This is a genomic window from Curtobacterium sp. NPDC090217, from assembly GCF_044746705.1.
GTDB lineage: Bacteria > Actinomycetota > Actinomycetes > Actinomycetales > Microbacteriaceae > Curtobacterium.
Genome location: NZ_JBIVCR010000001.1, coordinates 259,655 through 278,911, shown reverse-complemented (window position 1 = coordinate 278,911; position 19,257 = coordinate 259,655). Strand labels below are relative to the sequence as shown.

At 70.3% G+C, this 19,257-nt stretch carries 20 protein-coding genes; 14 read left to right on the top strand and 6 right to left on the bottom strand.

Going from position 1 to position 19,257, the window contains the following annotated elements; all coding sequences use genetic code 11:
* Positions 1-3 precede the first annotated feature (3 nt).
* The 5 genes from ACIPJ2_RS01350 to ACIPJ2_RS01330 all read left to right on the top strand — a co-directional run bounded on the left by ACIPJ2_RS01350 (position 4) and on the right by ACIPJ2_RS01330 (position 3,910).
* Positions 4-378 (top strand): holo-ACP synthase, encoded by a 375-nt coding sequence (locus tag ACIPJ2_RS01350; protein ID WP_402727238.1) that lies wholly within the window; start codon positions 4-6, stop codon positions 376-378.
* Complete coding sequence (alr, locus tag ACIPJ2_RS01345) at positions 375-1,478, top strand: alanine racemase (protein ID WP_402727237.1); 1,104 nt, start codon at positions 375-377, stop codon at positions 1,476-1,478. Before ACIPJ2_RS01350 ends, alr (ACIPJ2_RS01345) begins: the two co-directional genes overlap by 4 nt.
* On the top strand, positions 1,475-2,638 hold the full coding sequence (gene alr / locus ACIPJ2_RS01340) for an alanine racemase (RefSeq protein WP_402727236.1): 1,164 nt from the start codon (positions 1,475-1,477) through the stop codon (positions 2,636-2,638). The genes alr (ACIPJ2_RS01345) and alr (ACIPJ2_RS01340) overlap by 4 nt, the downstream gene beginning before the upstream one ends.
* 38 nt (positions 2,639-2,676) lie before the next feature.
* Positions 2,677-3,129 carry a tRNA (adenosine(37)-N6)-threonylcarbamoyltransferase complex ATPase subunit type 1 TsaE gene (gene tsaE / locus ACIPJ2_RS01335; protein ID WP_402728303.1) on the top strand — a complete coding sequence of 151 codons (453 nt, stop codon included), beginning with the start codon at positions 2,677-2,679 and terminating at the stop codon, positions 3,127-3,129.
* Between the two features lie 76 nt (positions 3,130-3,205).
* A complete protein-coding gene (locus tag ACIPJ2_RS01330) occupies positions 3,206-3,910 on the top strand; it encodes an SGNH/GDSL hydrolase family protein (RefSeq protein ID WP_402727235.1) in 705 nt (234 codons plus the stop codon).
* On the opposite strand, the gene ACIPJ2_RS01325 is transcribed toward ACIPJ2_RS01330, so the two are convergent.
* On the bottom strand, positions 3,898-4,638 hold the full coding sequence (locus ACIPJ2_RS01325; protein ID WP_402727234.1) for a glycoside hydrolase family 16 protein: 741 nt from the start codon (positions 4,636-4,638) through the stop codon (positions 3,898-3,900). The genes ACIPJ2_RS01330 and ACIPJ2_RS01325 overlap by 13 nt on opposite strands.
* Before the next feature lie 202 nt (positions 4,639-4,840).
* Here ACIPJ2_RS01325 and tsaB point away from each other — a divergent pair, with 202 nt between their 5' ends.
* The 4 genes from tsaB (at position 4,841) to ACIPJ2_RS01305 (ending at position 7,892) form a co-directional block, all read left to right on the top strand.
* A complete protein-coding gene (tsaB, locus tag ACIPJ2_RS01320) occupies positions 4,841-5,449 on the top strand; it encodes a tRNA (adenosine(37)-N6)-threonylcarbamoyltransferase complex dimerization subunit type 1 TsaB (protein WP_402727233.1) in 609 nt (202 codons plus the stop codon).
* Positions 5,446-5,985: a ribosomal protein S18-alanine N-acetyltransferase gene (rimI, locus tag ACIPJ2_RS01315; protein WP_402727232.1), complete on the top strand. Its 540-nt coding sequence runs from the start codon at positions 5,446-5,448 to the stop codon at positions 5,983-5,985. Before tsaB ends, rimI begins: the two co-directional genes overlap by 4 nt.
* Positions 5,978-7,027 (top strand): tRNA (adenosine(37)-N6)-threonylcarbamoyltransferase complex transferase subunit TsaD, encoded by a 1,050-nt coding sequence (gene tsaD / locus ACIPJ2_RS01310; RefSeq protein WP_402727231.1) that lies wholly within the window; start codon positions 5,978-5,980, stop codon positions 7,025-7,027. The genes rimI and tsaD overlap by 8 nt, the downstream gene beginning before the upstream one ends.
* A 67-nt stretch (positions 7,028-7,094) precedes the next feature.
* The gene (locus tag ACIPJ2_RS01305) at positions 7,095-7,892 is read left to right on the top strand and encodes a DUF4190 domain-containing protein (RefSeq protein WP_402727230.1); all 798 of its coding nucleotides are present in this window, start codon (positions 7,095-7,097) and stop codon (positions 7,890-7,892) included.
* A 112-nt stretch (positions 7,893-8,004) separates the two neighbouring features.
* Here ACIPJ2_RS01305 and ACIPJ2_RS01300 read toward each other — a convergent pair whose 3' ends face one another.
* Entirely contained in the window at positions 8,005-9,198 is a 1,194-nt protein-coding gene (locus ACIPJ2_RS01300; protein WP_402727229.1) for an SAM-dependent methyltransferase, read from the bottom strand.
* Between the two features lie 147 nt (positions 9,199-9,345).
* On the opposite strand from ACIPJ2_RS01300, the gene groES reads away from it, so the two are divergent.
* Positions 9,346-9,642: a co-chaperone GroES gene (gene groES, locus ACIPJ2_RS01295; RefSeq protein WP_056121496.1), complete on the top strand. Its 297-nt coding sequence runs from the start codon at positions 9,346-9,348 to the stop codon at positions 9,640-9,642.
* A 115-nt stretch (positions 9,643-9,757) separates the two neighbouring features.
* A complete protein-coding gene (gene rarD / locus ACIPJ2_RS01290) occupies positions 9,758-10,699 on the top strand; it encodes an EamA family transporter RarD (RefSeq protein ID WP_402727228.1) in 942 nt (313 codons plus the stop codon).
* 138 nt (positions 10,700-10,837) lie between these two features.
* Here the strand turns inward: rarD and ACIPJ2_RS01285 are convergent, their stop codons facing one another.
* The 4 genes from ACIPJ2_RS01285 to guaB all read right to left on the bottom strand — a co-directional run bounded on the left by ACIPJ2_RS01285 (position 10,838) and on the right by guaB (position 15,447).
* Positions 10,838-12,166 (bottom strand): ABC transporter substrate-binding protein, encoded by a 1,329-nt coding sequence (locus tag ACIPJ2_RS01285; protein WP_281265971.1) that lies wholly within the window; start codon positions 12,164-12,166, stop codon positions 10,838-10,840.
* Positions 12,167-12,460: 294 nt separating this feature from the next.
* The gene (locus ACIPJ2_RS01280) at positions 12,461-12,841 is read right to left on the bottom strand and encodes a VOC family protein (RefSeq protein ID WP_402727227.1); all 381 of its coding nucleotides are present in this window, start codon (positions 12,839-12,841) and stop codon (positions 12,461-12,463) included.
* A gap of 33 nt (positions 12,842-12,874) precedes the next feature.
* Entirely contained in the window at positions 12,875-13,735 is an 861-nt protein-coding gene (locus tag ACIPJ2_RS01275; protein WP_402727226.1) for a hypothetical protein, read from the bottom strand.
* 209 nt (positions 13,736-13,944) lie between these two features.
* Complete coding sequence (guaB, locus tag ACIPJ2_RS01270; RefSeq protein ID WP_281265968.1) at positions 13,945-15,447, bottom strand: IMP dehydrogenase; 1,503 nt, start codon at positions 15,445-15,447, stop codon at positions 13,945-13,947.
* A 342-nt stretch (positions 15,448-15,789) separates the two neighbouring features.
* Here guaB and ACIPJ2_RS01265 point away from each other — a divergent pair, with 342 nt between their 5' ends.
* From ACIPJ2_RS01265 to ACIPJ2_RS01255, 3 genes are read left to right on the top strand one after another with little or no spacing between them, the layout of a single operon-like run.
* On the top strand, positions 15,790-17,142 hold the full coding sequence (locus ACIPJ2_RS01265; protein WP_402728302.1) for a branched-chain amino acid ABC transporter permease: 1,353 nt from the start codon (positions 15,790-15,792) through the stop codon (positions 17,140-17,142).
* A gap of 12 nt (positions 17,143-17,154) precedes the next feature.
* Positions 17,155-18,141, top strand: a complete 987-nt coding sequence (locus ACIPJ2_RS01260; RefSeq protein WP_281265967.1) for a branched-chain amino acid ABC transporter permease — start codon at positions 17,155-17,157, stop codon at positions 18,139-18,141.
* Positions 18,134-19,171, top strand: coding sequence for an ABC transporter ATP-binding protein (locus ACIPJ2_RS01255; protein ID WP_402727225.1), 1,038 nt, complete (start codon positions 18,134-18,136; stop codon positions 19,169-19,171). Before ACIPJ2_RS01260 ends, ACIPJ2_RS01255 begins: the two co-directional genes overlap by 8 nt.
* The last annotated feature ends 86 nt before the right edge of the window (positions 19,172-19,257 follow it).

Below are 19,257 nucleotides of genomic sequence, written 5' to 3'. Positions count from 1 at the left end.
ACGGTGATCATCGGGATCGGGGTCGACGTCGTCGACCTCTCGCGGTTCGGGCAGGTGCTGGAACGCACGCCCGCGATGCGCACGCGCCTGTTCACGTCGCGGGAGCTGCTCCGGGACGGCGAACCACGCCCGATCGCTTCGCTCGCGGCGCGGTTCGCCGCGAAGGAGGCCCTGATCAAGGCGTTCGGCTCGAGCGCAGGACTGAGCTGGCAGGACCTCGAGGTCGTCTCCGATGACCAGCGGAACCCGTCGCTGACGCTGCACCAGCAGGCGCGGCGGGTCGCCGATGCGCGTGGGGTCACGAGCGTGCACCTGTCGCTGTCCCATGATGGAGGGATCGCCACGGCGTTCGTGGTGTTGGAGGGGACTGTTCGATGAGTGCGTTCACCGGGATCACGGTCGACCGGGAGGCACTGATCGCCAACTACGCGACGGTCGCCGAACAGGTGGCACCGTCCGGCGTCATCGCGGTCGTCAAGGCGAACGCCTACGGGCACGGCGCGGCTGACGCCGCCCGGGCGTTCGTGGACGCCGGCGCCGAGTGGCTCGGCGTCGCCGACATCGACGAGGGCATCGCGCTCCGGCAGGCCGGCATCGACGAGGGCGTCCGGATCCTCGCCTGGTTGCACGCGCCGGACGAGGACTTCCGCCGCGCCGCCCAGTACGGCATCACCCCCGCGGTGTCGAGCGTGTCCCAGCTCGCTGCGGCGGCCGACTCCGAGGTGCCCGAGGTGCACATCTGCGTCGACACCGGGCTCAGCCGGAACGGCGCCGTCGAGTCCGAGTGGCCTGAGCTCTTCGAGACCGCGGGGCGACTCGCACGGAACGGCGCGAGGACCCGGGTCGAGGGGCTGATGTCCCACCTGTCGAACGCCTCCCGTACCGACGACCTCGACCAGGACGCCGCCCTGCAGCGCGCGATCGACGGCCTCGGCGCGTTCGGCATCGTGCCGCCGATGGTGCACCTCGCCGCGAGCGCCGCGAGCCTGGCCGTCCCCGAGACCCGTCGTGACCTCGCCCGTGTGGGGATCGCGCTCTACGGCCTGAGCCCGTTCGCCGACCGCACCTCGGCCGACCTCGGGCTCCGACCCGCGATGCGCCTGACCGCGTCGGTGCTGCGCACGGTCGTCGTGCCGGCCGGCGACGGCGTCAGCTACGGCTACACCTGGCGTGCCGAGTCGGACACCCGCCTCGCGGTGATCGGCCTCGGCTACGCCGACGGCTTCGACCGCGCCTTCGGCAACCGCGTCGTGGTCCGCATCGGCGATCGGACGTTCCCCGTGGTCGGCCGCGTCGCGATGAACGCCATGCACATCGACATCGGGGACGCCGACGTCGCCGTGGGGGACGAGGTCGTGCTCTGGGGTGACCCGGCGAACGGCGATCCTGCTGTGGAGGACTGGGCGGCGGCCGTCGGCACCATCAACTACGAGGTGGTCGCCCGACTCGGCCGGAGCATCGAACGGAGGACGACGTGAGCGCACCCCTGCGCCAGGCGGAGATCGACCTCGACGCCTACCGCGCCAACCTCGACCTGGTCCGCGAGTGGATGGACCCCGTCGAGGTCATGGCGATCATGAAGGCCGACGCGTACGGGCACGGCCTCGAACCGATCGCGCTCGCCGCCGTCGACGCCGGCATCCGCTGGATCGGTGTCCTCACCGTCCCGGCCGCGCTCCGGCTCCGGTCGATCGGCGTCGGCGAGGACGTCCACCTCTTCACCTGGCAGCACGACCCGGCGCTCGACTTCCGCGACGCGATCGACTCCGCCGTGGACCTCGGCGTCTCGAACGTCCCCGAGCTGCAGCGCGTCGTGGACGCCGTCGACCAGCGTCCGGCCCGCGTGCACCTCGGACTCGACACGGGGCTGCACCGCGACGGTTCGTCGGTCGACGACTGGCCCGCCCTGGTCGAGGCCGCACGGGACGCCCAGCGTGCCGGGCGCATCGAGGTCGTCGCCGCGTACACGCACCTGGCCGAGTCGTCGGAGGACGACGACAGCGCCAGCGTCGGGCGCTTCGAGGACGCGGTCGAACGCGCCGAGGACCTCGGGCTCGACATCCCGATCGAGCACGTCGCCGCATCGCTCGCCGGACTCGAGCGCAAGGAGTTCCGCAAGGACATGGTCCGGATGGGGGCGAACCTGTTCGGCATCCCCGGGGCCGACGGCGTCTCGGCGGCGGACCTCGGGCTCGAGCCCGTGATGACGCTCACCGCGTCGGTCGCGAAGACCAAGCGCGTGCCGGTCGACACCGGTGTGTCCTACGACTACACGTACCGCACGACGACGGAGACGACCCTCGCGCTGGTGCCGGTCGGCTACGCGGACGGTGTCCCGCGGCTGGCGCAGGGGCGCCTCGAGGTGACGATCGCCGGCAAGCGCTACCCGATCGCCGGTCGGGTCGCGATGGACCAGTTCCTCGTCGACGTCGGGGACGACGACGTCCGGACCGGGGACACGGTGGTGCTCTTCGGCACGGGCGAGCGCGACGAGTCGACCGTGCTCGAGTGGGGTGCTGCGCTCGGCACCATCGGCGAGGAGATCGTCTGCCGCATCGGCTCCCGCGTGCCGCGCGTCTACTCCGGGCACTCCGTCGAGGGGCGCGTGGGCGAGTACCTGCGGGGCGAGCCGGCGTGACCGTCCTGCTCGACACCACCGTCGCGGGGACCGACGACATGGGCACACTCGGCGCCCGGATCGCCGCGGTCCTGCGCGCCGGCGACCTCGTCGTGCTGACCGGGCCGCTCGGCGCCGGCAAGACGACGCTCACACGCGGACTCGGTGCGGCGCTCGGCGCGCGGGGCCAGGTGTCGAGTCCGACCTTCGTCCTCGCACGGACGCACCCCACGACGGCCGGGCCCGACCTGGTGCACGTCGATGCCTACCGGCTCTCGGACCCCCTCGAGCTCGACGACCTCGACCTCGACTGGGACGGTGCCATCGTCGTCGTCGAGTGGGGGCGTGGGTTCGTCGACGGCATCAGCGACAGCGTGCTCGACGTCGAGATCGTCCGCGCGACCGGTGCTGCGACGCTCGCTCCGGGTCTCGACCCCGACGACGTCCCCGACGAGCCCCGCCGTGTCGTCGTCACGGCCACCGGTCCACGCTGGGAGGGCATCACGCTCTGACCAGCGACCTGATGAAGGTCCTGCGTGTTCCGGTGCCGGGCGATCACGATCCGGTGACGGTGGCTACCGTGGACGCATGCAGATGCGCCGGATCCTCGTCGTCGCCGCCGGGGTCGCGGTCGTCGTGGTCGCGCTCGGGGCGGCGCACTCGATCCGTTCAGAGGCCTCCGGTTCCGGCACCGCGTCGCCGACCGCATCAGCGCAGCGCGTCGCCACCATCGGCGACTCGATCATGGCCGGCTACGGCCTGGACAGCGAGGACCAGGCGTGGCCCGCGGTGCTCGCCGCGAAGGAGCACTTCGCCCTCACGAACGTCGCGTGCAGCGGAGCCGGCTTCATCAACGACGGCGACGCCTGCAACACCCACTACGACGGACTCGTGTCCCAGGCGGTCGCCGCGAAGCCGACGCTCGTCATCGTGCAGTCGTCGGACAACGACATGGGCGAGAGCGCGGCGGACATCCAGCGGGCGACCTCCGAGACGATCGAGGACATCCACTCGGCGCTCCCGCACGCCGAGATCGTCGGACTGAGCACCCTGTGGGACCAGCCGGGGAGCATCCCGGACGAGGTCTCGGTGAGCTCCGACGCGCTCGAGGCCGCGGTGACCGCCGTGCACGGCGAGTACGTCGACATCGGGCAGCCGATCGCGGGCGGGCACGGTCTGCTGCAGTCGGACAGCGAACACCCGACGGTCGCCGGGCAGCGGGTCCTGGCCGCGGCGATCGGGAAGGACCTGCGGAAGGCCGGCGTGCAGCTCGCGCCCCGTCAGGGCTTGTAGACGGCGGTCGACACCCAGTCGATGTTGAGGTGGCCGGACTTCCCCCAGTTGCCGGTCTGGAACATGTACCGGTGCGGGGTCGTCGGGACGTCCTTCGTGACGGTCCACAGCACGCGCCCGTCGACCGAGTAGGTCACGGACTTCCCGGGGATCCACTCGACCGAGTAGGTGTGCCAGTCCCGCCACGACAGCTTCGTGGGCACCGTGACGGCAGAGACCTCGTTCCCCGGAGTCATCGAGTGGTGGAAGAACGTCGGCGACGTGTCGTAGTTGCCCTCGGGGAAGTCGATCTCGCCCTCCGACCACACGTTCGAGGTCGGCCACAGGATGAAGGCCGCGCCGTTGCCGTCGGCACCGGTGGCCCTGGCCCGGACGGTGAACTTCCCACCGACGTGGCTCCACGCGCCGCTCGGCGTCCCGAAGGTGCCGGCCGCGCCACGCTTGCCGTCGAGCGACACGTCCATGATCCCGCCGTGCGCGCTGATCTGCGTGCCGGACCAGTACATGCCGTCGCCCATCCCGTCCGGGTACGGCTGCCAGGACTTCGCGTAGACCGAGGCGAACTTGCCCTTCGACGCCTTCGTGGAGAAGTCCTCGCGGAACGTCTGCACGAACTTCCCGGAAGTGGTGCCGGCCTGGGCGACGGACCCGCTGCCGATCGGCACGGCGACCAGCGCCGCGGTGAGGACGACGGCCGCGAGGGCGGCCCGTGTGGTGCGGTTCTGCATGCGCTTCCACTCCCTGAGGGGTGCGGGCCGACCCGAACGGCCCGCACAGCGCGGACCGACCCGAACGATCCGCACGATGCAAGCCGACCCGATCGGCCTGCATCGACCCTTGTCGGCCGTCCGGATCCGTCCGACAGCGTCGTCCTGCCCCCAGAGGGAGGGTGGACAGCCTGGTCGACGCCCGGACGCCTACGATGGACGGGTGCTGCTCGCCATCGACACGTCCGCCGGAACGAGCGTCGCCGTCGTCGATCCGGAGACACGACAGGTGCTCGCCGAGCGTTCGACGGAGGACACCCGTCGGCACGCCGAGGTCATCGGCCCCTTCCTGCAGGGGGTGCTCGACGACGCGGGGATCACCGCCGCCGACGTCACCGGCGTCGTCGCGGGGATGGGTCCAGGTCCGTTCACCGGTCTGCGTGTCGGCATCGCGGCCGCACGGACGTTCGCCGCGGCACGCGGCGTCCCGTTCCTGCCGCTCGTCAGCCACGACGCCGTCGCCGCCGAGCACGACGGCCCGCTGGTCGTCCTGACGGACGCTCGCCGACGCGAGGTCTACTGGAGCGTCCACGACCAGACCGGCGCGCGCACCGCAGGTCCCGGACTCGCCAAGCCGGCGGACCTGGACGACGTGCTGGGAGCCTCCAGTCGGTTCCGGCGGGTCACCGCCGTCACGATCCCGGCCGGGAGGCTTGGCTCGCTCGCCGCGGACCGGCTCGCCTCCGGCGGTTCCTTCGCCGACGACACCCCCCTCTACCTGCGCGACCCCGACGTCACCATGCCGGGCGCGCCCAAGCGGGTGAAGCAGTGAGCGACTCCGGCGGGCTCCTGCCCGACGGGCTGCGCCTGCGGCGCGCCCACCCGCAAGACCTCGACGACGTGATGTGGCTCGAGCACGCCTCGTTCCCGACGGACGCGTGGTCGGCGTCGCAGATGTCCGGCGAGCTGTACTCGCCGCACGGGTACTACGTCGTCGTCGAGACCACCGACGACGGCGCTCCGACGGTCGTCGGGTACGCGGGACTGTCGTCGCTCGCGGGCAACCCGGTCGCCGACGTGCAGACCATCGCCGTGTCGGCCGAGCACCGCGGCAGGGGCATCGGCCGGGCACTCTTCACCGAGCTCCTCGACGAGGCTCGTCGTCGCGCGGTGGAGGAGGTCTTCCTCGAGGTCCGCGCCGACAACCCCGTCGCGCAGGCGATGTACACGGCGTTCGGGTTCGAGCACATCGCCACCCGCCCGCGGTACTACCAGCCGGACGGCGTCGACGCGTGGGTGATGCGGGCGACGCTCGCGCCCACGAGGCAGGGGCCCGGCCCGATCGGACAGGAGACGCTCGATGCGTGAACCGCTGGTGCTCGGCATCGAGACGAGCTGCGACGAGACGGGGGTGGGCATCGTCCGGGGCAGCACGCTGCTCGCCAACGTCATCGCGTCGAGCATGGAGGAGCACGCGCGCTACGGCGGCGTCGTGCCCGAGGTCGCCGCTCGCGCGCACCTCGAGGCGATGACCCCGACGCTGGAGCAGGCGCTGTCGCAGGCGGGTGTCACGCTCGACGAGCTCGACGCCGTGGCGGTGACCGCAGGACCCGGGCTCGCCGGGGCGTTGATGGTCGGGGTCGGTGCGGCGAAGGCGCTCGCCGTGGCCACCGGCAAGCCGCTCTACGGCGTGAACCACCTGGTCGGGCACGTCGGGGCGGACGTCCTGCGCGCCGACGGCAGCGCGATCGAGCTGCCGACCGTGGCACTCCTGGTGTCCGGTGGGCACACGTCGCTGCTGCTCGTGCGCGACCTCGTCGGTGACGTCGAGCTCCTCGGTGAGACCATCGACGACGCCGCGGGAGAGGCGTTCGACAAGGTCGCGAGGCTCCTCGGCCTGCCGTACCCGGGCGGGCCGCAGATCGACCGGGCGGCAGCGGACGGCGACCCGAAGGCGATTCGGTTCCCGCGGGGGCTGACCCTGCCGAAGGACATGGCAGCGCACCGGTACGACTTCTCGTTCTCGGGGCTGAAGACCGCCGTCGCGCGGTGGGTCGAGCGCTGCCGTGACGAGGGGCGCGAGGTCCCCGTGGCCGACGTCGCCGCCTCGTTCCGCGAGGCCGTCGTCGACGTGCTCGTCACCAAGGCCCTCAACGCCTGCCGTGACACCGGGGTGGACCGGCTGTTGCTCGGCGGCGGCGTCGTGGCGAACGCGCGCCTCCGCGCGGTCGCGATCGACCGCTGCGCCGCAGCCGGGGTCGAGCTCCGCATCCCCCCGCTCGACCTCTGCACCGACAACGGGGCGATGATCGCGGCCATCGGTGCGCGACTCGTCGCCGAGGGGCACGCGCCGAGCGACCTCGGCATCGCCGCGGACTCGACGCTGCCGGTGACGACCGTTCAGGTCTGAGCCCGGCCCCCGCGCTTGTGGGAGGATCGGGAGCGACGGCCGCACGGGTCGTCGGGAGGGGTGCAACGTGTCCGATCAGAACCAGTGGCCGAAGCCGGGCGAACAGCAGCCGGACGGGCAGCAGCCGGCGTCGCAGGACCCGACCGCATCGGCACCGGCCCCCGGGTCGGCGGCGGAGCCGAACGGGTACGGCCAGGACACGCAGCAGCCGAACCCGTACGCGCCGCAGCAGCCGCAGTACGGTGCGCAGCAGCAGCAGCAGCAGCAGCAGCAGCAGCAGCAGTCGCAGTACGGTGCTCCGGAGCAGCCGCAGTACGGTGCGCCGCAGCAGAACCCGTACGCCGCTCCCCAGCAGCCGCAGTACGGCGCTCCGCAGCAGCAGAACCCGTACGCTGCCTCGCAGCAGCCGCAGTACGGCGCACCGCAGAACCCCTACGCCGCATCCGCTCCGGGTTCGGCGCCGTACGCCGGGCAGGGCGCTCCCGGTTCCGCGCCCTACGCGAACCCCTACGCCCCCGCCGGCGCGTACTCCAACGCCGGGTACCAGCCCTACGCGCAGCGCCCGAAGACGAGCATCCTCGCGATCCTGTCGATCGTGTTCGGTCTCGGCGCGATCCCGTTCTTCTTCATCGCGATCCTGCTCGGCCCAGCCGGTGCGATCCTCGGACACGTGGCGCTCGGCAAGATCAAGCAGAACGGCGAGCAGGGTCGCGGCCTCGCACTGACCGGCATCATCGCCGGGTGGGTGATGACCGGCGTGTGGATCCTCTGGATCGTGGTCGTCGTCTTCGCGATCGGGCACTCCGGCGGCGGGTACTACGACGACAACTACGACTACGGCTCGACCGGCGCGTTCATCAGCTGAGGCGGGGACGCATCCCACTCCACCATCCGCCAAAGCGACAGTTTCCGCCAGAGACCCGGGCGGAAACTGTCGCTTTCGGGGGACAGAGCGGCACAGGTCGGGTGCGCCCGCCCTACGTGAGGCGCTCGCAGAGGATCGCCGTGTGGCGGCCCTCGAGCCTGGTGAGCACCAGGGTCACCCGGCCGGACCCGCCGCGCAGTCGCAGTCGCTTCCGGAACTGGGTGGGGTCGACGTCCACGCCGCGCTTCTTGATCTCCACCGTGCCGATCCCGTCCGCGGCGAGCCGTGCCGCGAGCTGCTTGACGTCGAGGGGCATCGTGTCCAGCACCCGGAAGCCCTGCGCGAACGGCGTGGTCACCGCACGTGAGGACGTCACGTACGCGATCCCGTCGGAGAGCATGTGCCCGTCGATCGACCGCGCCAGGTCACCGATCAGCCGCGCCCGGATGACGGCCCCGTCCGGTTCGTAGAGGTACTCGCCGATCGGCCCGGCCGGTTCGTCCTCGGAGTCGTCCGCCGCGGTCAGCTCCGCGATGCCGTGCGGCCCGATCACGGTGGCCGCGCGCCGGATGCCAGGGCGTGCGAGCGGCCCGAACCAGAGTGCGAGCTCGACGACCTCGCGGTCGACGGACGTCCACTGCGCTTCCGCGGTGTCCGGGACGAGGTCGCGGTCGATCCCGGGGCCGAGCTTCACCCCGGTCGGCGTGGTCGTCGCCGCCGCGAACACGGTGTCCAGCGACGGCGACCAGTCGTCGGGGTCGACGAGGCGTCGCGTGTTCGCGTGGCCGGCCGTCCGTCGTGCGGGGTCCATCCAGACGCCGTCGACGCGCGACAGGTCGAACGAGGCCGCGTCCCCGAGCTCCACGCGGGCATCGGACCACGGCGAGAGGTTGTACGTGGCGACCGCCGCCGTGACCTCGTCGCGGTCGACCGCCGTCACGTCGAGGTCGAGCGCCGCCATGGCCATCGCGTCCCCGCCGATGCCGCAGCCGAGGTCCGCCACCCGACGGAGCCCCGCCGCGGCGAAGCGTCCGGCGTGCTGGGCAGCGACGGACAGCCGGGTGGCCTGCTCGAGCCCGGATTCGGTGAAGAGCATCCGCGACGCGAAGTCGCCGAACTTCCCCCTGGCCTTCTGCCGGAGCTTCGCCTGGGTCAGCACGGCGGCGACGAGCCCGGGATCGTGCCCCTCCGCCCGCAGCCGGGAGACGACGCGGACGATCTCACCGTCGTCGGAGACGCTCGGCGTACGGTCGAGCAGCGCCATCCCGTCCGGGGTCAACAGCTGGGCGAGATCGGCGGCGTCCATGAGACGATCCTGTCATCAACGGATGCGCTGGCACTCGGATTGACCGAGTGCCAGCGGCCCCCTACAGTTGGACTTGGCACTCTCGTGTGCGTAGTGCCAACCGGTTTTCATCTGTACCGAGTCAGTACCGAGAAAGAAGAGGTCACCGTGGCCGTCACCATCAAGCCGCTCGAAGATCGCATCGTCATCCGTCAGGTCGAGGCGGAGCAGACCACTGCTTCCGGTCTCGTCATCCCGGACACCGCGAAGGAGAAGCCGCAGGAGGGCGAGGTCGTGGCCGTGGGTCCGGGTCGCATCGACGACAACGGCAACCGCGTCCCGCTCGACGTCGCCGTCGGCGACAAGGTCATCTACTCGAAGTACGGCGGCACCGAGGTCAAGTACTCGGGCGAAGACCTCCTGGTCCTCTCGGCTCGCGACGTCCTCGCGGTCATCGAGCACTGAACCCCGCTCCACGAACGAACGCCCCGTCAGCTCCCGGCTGATGGGGCGTTCGCCGTTCCGGCCTGGAGGCCCGGGGCACGTCCGTCGTGTCGGCGCACGTCCGTAGCATTGGTCCGTGACCGAGCGCGTGGCCAGGAGCGAAGCATCCGTCGGGGTCGTGCAGGCGATCGTCGCCTACGGGCTCTGGGGACTCATGCCGCTGCTCTTCGCGGCGATGGCCCCCGCGGGCGCCTTCGAGATCGTCGCCTGGCGGATCGTCTTCGGCCTGGGCTTCTGCGTGATCGCGATCGCCGTCACCCGGTCGTGGCTCCGGACGCGGTCCCTGCTCGTCCAGCGTCGGGTGATGGGCGTCATGGCGATCGCCGCGGTGCTCATCGTCGTGAACTGGACCGTGTACGTCATCGCGACGACGACGGGCCACACGGTCGAGGCCGCGCTCGGCTACTTCATCAACCCGCTCGTGACGATCGCGCTCGGCGTCGTGCTGCTCCGGGAACGCCTCCGTCCGGCGCAGTGGACCGCGGTCGGCATCAGCGTCGTGGCCGTCGTCGTCATCGCCGTCGGGTACGGCCAGATGCCGTGGATCTCGCTCGCGCTGGCGTTCTCCTTCGGGCTGTACGGCCTGGTGAAGAAGCGTGTCGGCGGCACCGTGGACGCGCTCTCCGGCCTGACGATCGAGACGATGTGGCTCACACCGCTCGCGGTCGGCGCGTTGGTCGTGCTCGGCGTCACCGGGATCGGCGGCGGCATCACGTTCGGCAGCGAGGGCTGGGTGCACGCGCTGATCATGATCGGGGCGGGCCCCGCGACGGCGGTGCCGCTGCTGCTCTTCGCGTCGTCGGCCAGGCGGCTGTCGCTCTCGACGCTCGGGCTGACGCAGTACCTGACGCCCGTGATGCAGCTCGTCGTGGGCGTGACGATCCAGCACGAGGCGATGAGCACCTCGCGGTGGATCGGCTTCGGGATCGTGTGGTGCGCCCTCGTGATCCTGTCCGTGGACTCGTTCACCGCCGCGCGCCGCGCCCGACGTACCGTCCTGCCGGCCGCGCCCGCCTGACGGACGCGCCCCGAGCCTCCCGTCCGCCTGCCTGTCCTGTCCTGTCGTGCCGCGTGCCGCGTGCCGTCGTTCCGTGAAAGCGACAGTCCCCGGCAGAAACCCTGCCGGGGACTGTCGCTTTCGCGGGGTGCGGTGCGGTTACTTCGCGACCGAGCCCTGGATCGCGCTCTGGTACTGCGGCTTGTTGTCACCGTCGAACTTGTAGATGCCGATGTAGGCGGTCGACGGGTCGTTGTTCTTGTCGAACGGGCCGATGCCGGACGGGCCCGTGTAGTGGATGTCCTTGCCGTCGTCGAGGAGTGCCTTGCAGTCCTTGAACGTCGAGCACTCGGTGCCGCCGTCCGCGCCGGAGACCGCAGCCATGTTGGCCTGGATCGTGCCGGAGTCGGTGCCCTTGCCCTTCACCGCTGCGAGGGCGGCGAGGGTGGTGGCGTCGTAGGACTCGGCTGCGTACGAGTAGTCGGTGAGGTCCTTGCCCGACGACGTCTTGTAGTAGTCGACGAGGCGCTGCTTCAGCTCGTCCTTCGGCGAAGCACCGGGGATCGTGCCCTGCGCTCCCTCGAGCGTGCCCGGGTCGAAGTCCTTCGAGTAGTCCGCCGTGTTGCCGTCCGACATGTAGATCTTCGCCATGTCGGCGTTCTGCGACTTCAGCTCGGGGATGATCGACTTCGTCTCGTCGAACGCGAGGACGACGATCGCGTCGGGCTTGGTCGCGAGTGCGGCCGTCACCTCGGACGAGAACGTGGTCTGTCCGGGCGGGAACTCCTGGCCCTTGCCCTTGCCGCCGTAGACGACCTGGCCACCAGAGGCCTCGACGGCCTTCTGGACCGAGTTGCGGAGGCCCGTGCCGTACGTGTCGTTGAAGACCAGGAACGCGACCTTGGCGTTGCCGTCGCCGGTGATGAGCTGGCCGAGCGCCGAACCCTGCACCGAGTCCGGCGGAGCGGTCCGGTAGTAGTACGACGAGTAGCCCGAGAGGTCGGTCGCCGTGTTGGCCGGCGAGATCTCCACGATGCAGTTGCTCGTGAGCTGGTCGATCACGTTGAGCGTCACCGAGGACGACTCGGCGCCGATCGCCACCGGGACCTTCGCGTTGACGAGCTTCGTCGCAGCGGAGCTCGAGACGGTCATGTCGGTGCTGTCACCCGAGTCCGTCTGCGGCTCGATCGTGACGTCCTTGTCGAGCACGCCGCCGGCGGAGTTGATGTCCTCGACGGCGAGGCCGACACCGGACTCGGCGGGCGGGTTGAGGTACGCCAGCGAGCCGGTGAGCGGCAGGATCGTGCCGATCTTCAGCGCGTCGGTGCCTGGTGACGACGGTGCCTTGCAGCTCGACGCCGGGTCCTTCTTCGCTGCCGAAGCCGACGACGACGGGTCGGCGCTGCCGGCCGTGGAACACGCCGCGAGCAGCACCGCTGCCGCTCCCGCCAATGCCAGCGCCGTGGTGACGCGGGTGGTTCTGATCATCCGTGGAACCCTTTCTCGGCACGGAGGCTGAGCCGCATCGGGTCGAGTGCGACGCCTCCGTGTGGGGATGCGAGCAAAAGTAGGGTCCGGGTGTTTCGCCCGTGTGACGGGGCGGTACGCAAACTGTTTCGTTACCGAGCCGTGACAGAAGCTGTGCGTCTCCACGGGTTCGCGGCGACTGCTGCTCCTGCTGCGAGACGCCGCCAATGTTCCGAGACGCCGCCTTCGTTCCGAGACGCCGCGCAATTCGGCGGCGCTTCGGGCAGATGGAGGTGTTTCGGGCAGGCGGAGGTGTCAGTCGAGCTCGGACTGGGAGCGGAGGACACAGAACTCGTTCCCCTCGGGGTCGGCGAGCGTCACCCACCCGCCGCTGGGCGTGCGGCGGTCGGCGAGCTGGACGGCGCCGATGCCGATCAGCCGTTCGACCTCCGCGTCCCGGGTGCGGTCGGTCGGGCGGAGGTCGAAGTGGATCCGGTTCTTCACGGACTTCGCCTCGGGGACTTGGATGAACAGCACGTGGTGGGAGCCGTCGGGGGAGAGGATCATGCACTCCTCGTGGCCCGGCTCGTTCGGGTCGTCGGCGACGTCGATGTAGCCGAGCACCTGCCGCCACCACTCGGAGAGCGTGTACGCGTCACGGCAGTCGATGGAGGTGTGCGAGACGGCGCTGACCATGACCGGAGCGTACCGGCTCGCGTCGTCGACGCCTCAGTGACGCATGACGCCCGCTCGCGGTACCGGCAATCCGGCGGCGAGCACGACTAGGGCCAGAGCCGCCTGAGAGCGTGCTTCGCGCATCGTCCACCGTGCGAACCCGTGCACCTGGGGCAGGCGACGGAGCGCGTCTTCTCGGAGCTTCTCGCGCCAGACCACCTCGTGGTCGTCGTACTTCACGCGACCGTCGAACTCGCCGACCACCCCGTGCTCGGGCCACCAGAAGTCCACGCGGAACCGTCCGGCATCGGTGGTGAACTCCTGCTGGAGCACCGGTGTGGGTACCCGGAGGCTCCGCAGCGTCACACGGCTGATCGATTCGCCGGGTGAGTCGCTCCCGGGATCGGCGAACGCGAGGGCATCCCGGGCCTGCCGGATCCCGCGCAGTCCGTCGAGCGGGTCGAGCGCGCGTCCGAGGTCGTCGCGGGAACAGTCTCCCCGGCGGAGGACGTGGTCGAACACCACGACGGCCTGCGTCGACGTGCCGGTCCGAGCGAGGTCGACGGCGGTCTGGACGACGGTCGTCACGGGCACCCCGTCGATGCTCGTCGCGGTGAGGTCGCCGCGTGCGTCGACGTGTCGGACGACACCGCGACCACTGTGCGTCCGCTTCGCGCCCGGGACGATCAGGTGCAGCCGGACGTCGGGCGGATCGACGTCGGGCATTCCCCACAGCGCGGCGGCGGAGCGGTGGGACACGATCCCCGGCGCGGTGAGTGCGGCGTACCGAGCGCGCACGAGGAGCCGTCGTCGCTCCAGGTGGTCGAGTCCGTCCCACTCCCGACGCTCCATCGCGGCGCCGTGGAACAGCCGGACGGGGTCGCTGAGCGACGACGGGAGTCGGATGATCGGCACGTCCATCCCCTCAGCGTCCGGGATCCGCGCCCCGCACATCCGGCCCCCGACGCCGTCAGTGGACCGTGCACCCCTGAGGACCCGTGTGGAGGACTCCGGCACGCCTGCCGGCGCACCCTCGGAAACGCGAGACGCCCCCGTCCGCCTGAGACGCCGCCGGATTCGGCGGCGTCTCGAGGGAACGGGGGCGTCTCGGGCGCCGGAGCGCGTCAGCTGCGGTAGTTCGGCGCCTCGACGACCATCTGGACGTCGTGCGGGTGCGACTCCTTGAGCCCGGCCGGCGTGATGCGGACGAACTTGCCGCGCGCCTTGAGCTCGGGGACCGTGCGGCCGCCGACGTAGAACATCGACTGCCGGAGCCCACCGACGAGCTGGTACACGACGTTCGCGACCGAGCCGCGGTACGGCACCTGGCCCTCGATGCCCTCCGGCACGAGCTTGTCGTCGGAGGGGACGTCGGCCTGGAAGTACCGGTCCTTCGAGTACGAGGTCTTCTTGCCGCGGGTCTGCAGAGCGCCGAGGGAGCCCATCCCGCGGTACGCCTTGAACTGCTTGCCGCCGACGAACACCAGGTCGCCGGGGGACTCGTCGGTGCCGGCGAGGAGCGAGCCGAGCATCACGGTGTCGGCTCCCGCCACGAGGGCCTTCGCGATGTCGCCCGAGTACTGCAGCCCGCCGTCGGCGATGACCGGCACGCCGGCTTCGCGTGCGGCGAGGGACGCCTCGTAGACCGCGGTGACCTGCGGCACACCGACGCCGGCGACGACGCGGGTGGTGCAGATCGAGCCGGGGCCGACACCGACCTTGACGGCGTCCACACCGGCGTCGATGAGCGCCTGCGCTCCTTCACGCGTGGCTGCTTGGCCGCCGATGACGTCCACACCGTCGAACGCCGGGTCGGCCTTCAGACGACGGACCATGTCGAGCACGCCGGCGCTGTGGCCGTTGGCGGTGTCGACGACGAGCACGTCCACGCCCGCTTCGAGCAGGGCGGTCGCGCGCTCCCAGGCGTCACCGAAGAAGCCGATCGCCGCACCGACGCGCAGCCGTCCGGCGTCGTCCTTCGTGGCGTCCGGGTACTTCTCGCTCTTGTCGAAGTCCTTGACGGTGATGAGCCCGCGGAGCTTGCCGTCGGCGTCGACGAGCGGGAGCTTCTCGATCTTGTGCTGGGCGAAGATCGCGACGGCGTCGTCCGGGTCGATGCCGACCTGCGCGGTGATGAGCGGCGCCTTGGTCATGACGTCGCGCACGAGCGTGGTCTGCTGCTCGAACGGCGCCACGAACCGCATGTCACGGTTGGTGATGATCCCGACGAGGGTGCCGTCGCCCTCCACCACGGGGAGGCCGGAGACGCGGAACTGTCCACAGAGCGCATCGACCTCGGCGACGGTGGCGTCCGGGTTGGTGGTCACCGGGTTGGTGATCATGCCCGACTCGGAGCGCTTGACCTTGTCGACCGCAGCGGCCTGGTCGGCGATCGACATGTTGCGGTGCAGGATGCCGATGCCGCCCTGGCGCGCCATGGCGATCGCCATGCGTGCCTCGGTCACGGTGTCCATCGCCGCGGAGAGCAGCGGGACGTTGACCGTGATCCGCTTGGTGAGCCGGGACGCGGTCGACGCCTCGCTCGGGATGACGTCGGTGTACCCCGGCAGGAGCATGACGTCGTCGTACGTGAGTCCGATGAATCCGAACGGATCCGGCTGGTCCATGGGTCCCCTTCGTGGGCGAGTGAAGTGGTTTCAGACACCGGGAACGCAGCTGTGGGTTCCGGATAGACCATGCTAACGCGCGCGACGGACCGCGCATTCCGGATGGGCACGGGCCTGGAGGCTCGGTGCGGGCCCGCCTCGGAGCTCCCTGCACAGCATCACAGTTCTGGCACGAATTCCACAGGGAACGAGATGGAAACACGGGTGACACAAAATCCCCATAGGTTCCTCGGCATCCGAACGAGAGGCTCTTCCGTGGGATCCATCACTCCTGCGGGATCTGCGCTGCTGCGCCGATTCCGCCCCGGTGCGCCAGGTCGTCGCCGACTGGTGCTCGTCGTCGTGCTCGTCGCGGCCTTCCTGGCGACCTTCTTCGTCGACTGGGCCGTGACCCTCCCTGCTCAGGGAGCCACGACCGCGGCCACGGCGAGCGCGACCCCCAGCGCATCCGCCAGCACCGCGCCCTCGAGCACCCAGCCCTGCACCGTCAGCCCGACCAACGGCTGCATCCAGGGCACCATCCTCGACTCCGAGCGGAAGCCGGCCGAGGGCGTTGACGTCGACGTGGCCGGCCCGAGCGGCTTCACCGCGACGTCGACGACGACCGACGCCGGCCGCTGGTCCGTCAGCGTCCCAGCCGCCGGGCAGTACTCGGTGACCGTCGACCAGGACACGCTGCCGAAGGGACAGTTCCTGACGAACGCGGCGGACGCGAAGCGCACCGTGCAGGCGAACCTCAACGCCAACGCCGGGCAGATCTTCCAGCTGTCCGACCAGCAGGGTGCGACGACGAGCGATGCCTCGACGAGCGTCACACCGGCGCGGGCCTGGCAGCAGTTCGTCTCCGGCATCCGGCTCGGGCTGCTCCTCGCGCTCGCGTCGATCGGTCTCTCGCTGATCTACGGCACGACGGGCCTCTCGAGCTTCTCGCACGGTGAGCAGGTGACCCTCGGTGGGCTCCTCGCCTACGTGTTCGCGAACCAGCTCGGCATGAACGTCTGGGTGGCAGGCGTCATCGTCGTGGCCCTCTGTGCGGCGACGGGGTACTTCCAGGACATGGTCATCTGGAAACCGTTGCGCCGCCGACGGATCAGCCTGACGCAGCTGATGATCGTCACGATCGGTCTGTCGATCGCGGCGCAGTACGCGTTCCAGTACTTCTTCGGGGCCTCGACGGTCCGCATCCAGCAGAGCAACCCCGCGACGGTGACGTTCGCCGGCGTGACGCTCACGGTGCAGTCCTACGTGGCGATGGGCATCGCGCTCGTCGTGCTCGTCGCGACCGGGTTGTTCCTCGCGAAGACGCGGTTCGGCCGTGCCACCCGAGCGGTGTCCGACAACCCGGCGCTCGCGTCGGCGTCCGGCATCGACGTCGACCGGGTCATCCGGTTCGTGTGGACGCTCGCCGCCGGGCTCGCCGGACTGTCCGGCGTGATGCTCGGCCTCGTGCTCAACGGCGTGAACTGGCAGACCGGCCTGCAGCTGCTCCTGCTCATGTTCGCCGCCGTGACCCTCGGTGGTCTCGGGACGGCCTACGGCGCGCTCGTCGGGTCGATGATCATCGGCGTCGTCGTCGAGCTCACGAACCTGGTGCTGCCCGGTGACTTCAAGTACGCCACGGCACTCGTCATCCTCATCCTCATCCTGCTGTTCCGGCCGCAGGGCATCTTCGGTCGCGCCGAGCGGATCGGTTAAGGGAGCGCCGTCATGGACTACATCGTCAACCTCCTCAGCGCACTGACGCAGGAGGCACTCGCACCCACCACGGCAGCGTTCGCGCTCGCCGCGATCGGGCTGAACGTGCACTTCGGGCTCACCGGGCTCGTCAACATGGGGCAGGCGGCGTTCCTGCTGCTCGGCGCCTACGGCTTCGCGATCTCGATCACGAACGGGCTGCCGTTCGGGATGGCGGTCCTCGTCGCACTGCTCGTGGCGATCGTCTTCGCGATCATCCTCGGCATCCCGACACTCCGGTTGCGGGGCGACTACCTGGCGATCGTGACGATCTCCGGCGCGGAGATCATCCGCATGGTCGGCAGGTCGAGTCTCCTCACGACGACGACGGGCGGCTCGAACGGCATCGCCGGATCGGCCTACCGCGACCCGTTCAACGCGCTGAGCTTCCTGCCGGACGGCACGACCACGATCCTGTGGTTCACGTACTCGAACAACGGCGTGAACGGCTGGTGGATCCGCATCGTCGGGTGGGGACTCGTCGCCCTCTTCACGCTCGTGCTCTTCCTGCTCATGCGCAGCCCGTGGGGCCGCGTCGTGAAGGCCATCCGCGAGGACGAGGACGCGGTGCGCTCCCTCGGCAAGAGCGTGTACTCGTACAAGATGCAGGCGCTCGTCTTCGGTGGTGCGCTCGGAGCGCTCGCCGGGGTCATCTACGTCCTGCCGAGTTCGGTGCAACCGGACGCGATGGGTCGCTCGATGACGTTCTTCATCTGGACCGCGCTCATCCTCGGCGGCGCGGCGACGGTCTTCGGGCCGGTGCTCGGTTCGGTGCTGTTCTTCGTCGTCCGGCTCGCGATCAGGACGCTCGCGAGCGACTTCATCCCCAACTCGATCATGAACGCGCAGCAGGCGGAGCAGTTCTCCTACGTGCTCGTCGGCGTCGCGCTCATGCTGCTCATCGTCTTCCGTCCACAGGGACTCCTCGGGAACAAGAAGGAGCTGACGTTCAGTGTCTGAGACCTCCACGAGCACCGTCGCGCACACGCCGGGCGCCGCGAAGCCCGACGCCATCCTCACCGTCGACAACATCACCAGGAAGTTCGGCGGCATGACCGCCGTCGACGTCGACCACCTCGAGGTCCAGCGCGGCTCGATCACCGCGTTGATCGGGCCGAACGGTGCCGGCAAGACGACGTTCTTCAACCTCCTCACCGGGTTCGACAAGCCGTCGAGCGGCAAGGACGCGAGCTGGGTCTTCAACGGCAAGACCCTCGGCAACACCGGCGCCGCCAAGGTGGCCCGCGCCGGCATGGTCCGCACCTTCCAGCTCACCAAGGCGCTGTCGCGGCTCACGGTGATGCAGAACATGCTGCTCGGCGCGAAGGACCAACCCGGCGAGAACTTCTTCGCCGCGCTGATCGCGCCGGTCTGGCGCCGCCGTGAGCGGGAGATCACCGCCAAGGCCGAGGAACTCCTCGCCCGGTTCAAGCTGCTCGAGAAGAAGGACGACTACGCGGGATCGCTCTCGGGCGGCCAGCGGAAGCTCCTCGAGATGGCCAGGGCACTGATGTCCGACCCGACGATGATCATGCTCGACGAGCCGATGGCCGGCGTGAACCCGGCGCTCACCCAGTCGTTGCTCGGGCACATCCAGTCCCTCCGCGACGACGGCATGACCGTGCTCTTCGTCGAGCACGACATGCACATGGTCCGGCACATCTCGGACTGGGTGGTCGTCATGGCCGAGGGGCGCGTCGTCGCCGAGGGGCCGGCAAGCACGGTGATGGACGACCAGGCGGTCATCGACGCGTACCTCGGGGCGCACCACGACACCGACCTCGGTGACGACTCGCTCCTCACCGAGGAGACCTACGAGGAACTCGCCGAAGAGGTCGCCGAGGAAGACGCCGTCGAGGGTGCCACCGAGACGGCACCCGCGACGGACACGACGGCGGCACCCGCGACGGACACGACGCCGGCACCCGCAACGGACACGACAGCAGACAGCACGGCGGACTCCGCCGACGACGGGAAGGCGACCCGATGACCGACGCGACGAACGGGGCGGAACCGACCCGTGCCTCCAGTCCGACCGGCGGAGCGCAGACCGGCGGAACCGGGACGGCCACGCTG

Bases quoted from the DNA above. Each gene is read 5' to 3' on its own strand.
- ACIPJ2_RS01260 (WP_281265967.1), top strand. From the start codon at position 17,155: ATGGACTACATCGTCAACCTCCTCAGCGCACTGACGCAGGAGGCACTC.
- ACIPJ2_RS01285 (WP_281265971.1), bottom strand. From the start codon at position 12,166: ATGATCAGAACCACCCGCGTCACCACGGCGCTGGCATTGGCGGGAGCG.
- guaB (WP_281265968.1), bottom strand. From the start codon at position 15,447: ATGGACCAGCCGGATCCGTTCGGATTCATCGGACTCACGTACGACGAC.
- ACIPJ2_RS01300 (WP_402727229.1), bottom strand. From the start codon at position 9,198: ATGGACGCCGCCGATCTCGCCCAGCTGTTGACCCCGGACGGGATGGCG.
- ACIPJ2_RS01280 (WP_402727227.1), bottom strand. From the start codon at position 12,841: ATGGTCAGCGCCGTCTCGCACACCTCCATCGACTGCCGTGACGCGTAC.
- alr (WP_402727237.1), top strand. From the start codon at position 375: ATGAGTGCGTTCACCGGGATCACGGTCGACCGGGAGGCACTGATCGCC.
- tsaD (WP_402727231.1), top strand. From the start codon at position 5,978: ATGCGTGAACCGCTGGTGCTCGGCATCGAGACGAGCTGCGACGAGACG.
- ACIPJ2_RS01325 (WP_402727234.1), bottom strand. From the start codon at position 4,638: ATGCAGAACCGCACCACACGGGCCGCCCTCGCGGCCGTCGTCCTCACC.
- tsaE (WP_402728303.1), top strand. From the start codon at position 2,677: ATGGGCACACTCGGCGCCCGGATCGCCGCGGTCCTGCGCGCCGGCGAC.
- ACIPJ2_RS01330 (WP_402727235.1), top strand. From the start codon at position 3,206: ATGCAGATGCGCCGGATCCTCGTCGTCGCCGCCGGGGTCGCGGTCGTC.